The organism is Ruegeria sp. BHSB056, assembly GCF_059613305.1.
The window spans coordinates 1-1,808 of record NZ_JBXWSG010000182.1 but is presented as its reverse complement, the minus strand read 5'-3'; the positions used below and the strand labels follow the sequence as shown (position 1 = coordinate 1,808).

Sequence of the window (1,808 nt, the reverse complement as noted above, 5' to 3'; positions counted from 1 at the left end):
TCCATCGACGCGATTGATGAAACGCCATCAACAAACAGCAACGCCGGGTGCTGCGCGGCAGTCAGCGCCCTGCGCACAGCAGCGATATCCGACTTCACGCCAGTTGCCGTCTCGTTATGCGTGGCTAGAACCGCCTTAATCTCATGGTTTTTGTCAGCGGCAAGGATTTCTTCGTACCGGTCAGCCGGCAGCCCATCGCCCCACGGGGTTTCGACGATCTCAACATTCAGCCCATGGCGCTGGCACATATCGATCCAGCGATGGCTGAACATGCCGTTGCGGGCCGCCAGAACCTTGTCACCGGCGGACAGCGTATTGGTCAGGGCGGTTTCCCAGCCCCCGGTGCCGGTCGACGGGAAAATGAAGACTTCGGCACTGTCGCTTTTCAGAATTTTCCGCACGCCCGCGCGCGCAGGATGCAGGATTTGCCCGAACAATGGCGAACGATGGTCGATCGTGGGCATATCGCAGGCTTTGCGCAGGCTTTCCGGGATGTTTGTCGGGCCCGGGATGAAAACGGGGTTTTGAAAGCTCATGGATGGTCTCCTTCCGTCCTTGCCAGCACAATAAGTATCAGCGATCCAATTGGAAATTTTTTTGAAAACGTATTTCAAAATTTGTCTAACGAGATTTAACTTATAGTTGTCAGTGAGTTATATTTTTCATATTATGAAATAGTCTTTCATAAATGATCAGAGGGTTTTTATGGAATCGCAAGACAATGACCCGAAGCTCCGTCGCAAAGCCCGGGGAAGACCGCGGGGGTGGGATGACAAAACCGCGCAGAATACGATCAAATCACTGGATCGGGCGATGGAGGTTTTCGAGTATCTGAGCCAGGTGCAAGGCAAAGCTCTTACTGAACTTTCAGATGAAATGCGGCAGGCACCGGCCACGGTTTATCGCATCCTCGTGACGTTGCAGGGCAGGGGCCTGGTCGAGTTCGACCATGAAGAACAGGTTTGGCACATTGGCCCGCAGGCATTTGTCATCGGCTCGCGGTTTCTGCGCCGTACCAGTCTGGTGGAACGGGCAAGGCCGATCATGCGCAAGCTGATGGAAACCACGAGCGAGACCGCCAATTTGGGAATTGAGAAAGAAGGTCTGGTGCTGTTCCTGAGTCAGGTGGAAACACATGAGAGTATCCGGGCGTTTTTCCCCCCCGGTACATTGTCACCCATGCACGCGTCGGGCATCGGAAAAGCGTTGTTGGCCCATATGGACGAAGACAGATTGAACCGAAGGTTGGCCTCAGCGAATTTACAGGCTTTTACAGATCAGTCGATTACCAGCCCTGAGGCGTTGAAAAAAGATCTTACAACCATCAGATTGCGGGGTTTTTCCGTGGATAACGAAGAAAAGACTACGGGTATGCGATGCATTGCAGCACCCGTTTTCGATATCAACAGAGAGGCGGTCGCAGGGCTTTCCGTTTCCGGGCCAACCAGCCGCGTGGGAGCAACCGAAATCGAACGGCTGAGCCGCCCGGTGATGGAAGCCGCGCGCCAGTTGACGCTGGCTATTGGTGGGACAGTGGTGTCTCCGCAACCCTAAGGCTTTGCCGCCGACGTACGTCGACCGCTGATCCCGTGTCCGTCTGCCACGCCACAACACCAACGCGTAGTGACGTGCCTTGTGCACAGACAAGCTCAATAGCAGAACAGGCGTGACCCTTTCCGGCCGCCTGCCTTCCAATTCCCTCCCAATTATTCTGCGACATTTTGTTTTTGTTTGTGTTTATTGAACTGTTGGTCGAAGAGGTTTTTGAAGGGGCCGTTTTTTTGCATGAGTTGGTCGAGGTTTCCCTG

The 1,808-nt window shown here is 54.0% G+C and carries 2 protein-coding genes; one reads left to right on the top strand and one right to left on the bottom strand.

Annotated features, from left to right (window positions below; all coding sequences use genetic code 11):
• Positions 1-536, bottom strand: a 536-nt coding sequence (locus AC2FND_RS20160) for a pyridoxal-phosphate-dependent aminotransferase family protein (protein WP_496771476.1), incomplete at its 3' end; no start/stop codon positions are given.
• A gap of 169 nt (positions 537-705) precedes the next feature.
• Between AC2FND_RS20160 and bhcR the strand changes: the two genes are divergently transcribed.
• Positions 706-1,554, top strand: coding sequence for an HTH-type transcriptional regulator BhcR (gene bhcR / locus AC2FND_RS20155; RefSeq protein ID WP_496771475.1), 849 nt, complete (start codon positions 706-708; stop codon positions 1,552-1,554).
• The last annotated feature ends 254 nt before the right edge of the window (positions 1,555-1,808 follow it).

What these genes read in the sequence shown, in the direction of transcription:
- bhcR (WP_496771475.1), top strand. Translation starts at nt 706, where the DNA reads ATGGAATCGCAAGACAATGACCCGAAGCTCCGTCGCAAAGCCCGGGGA.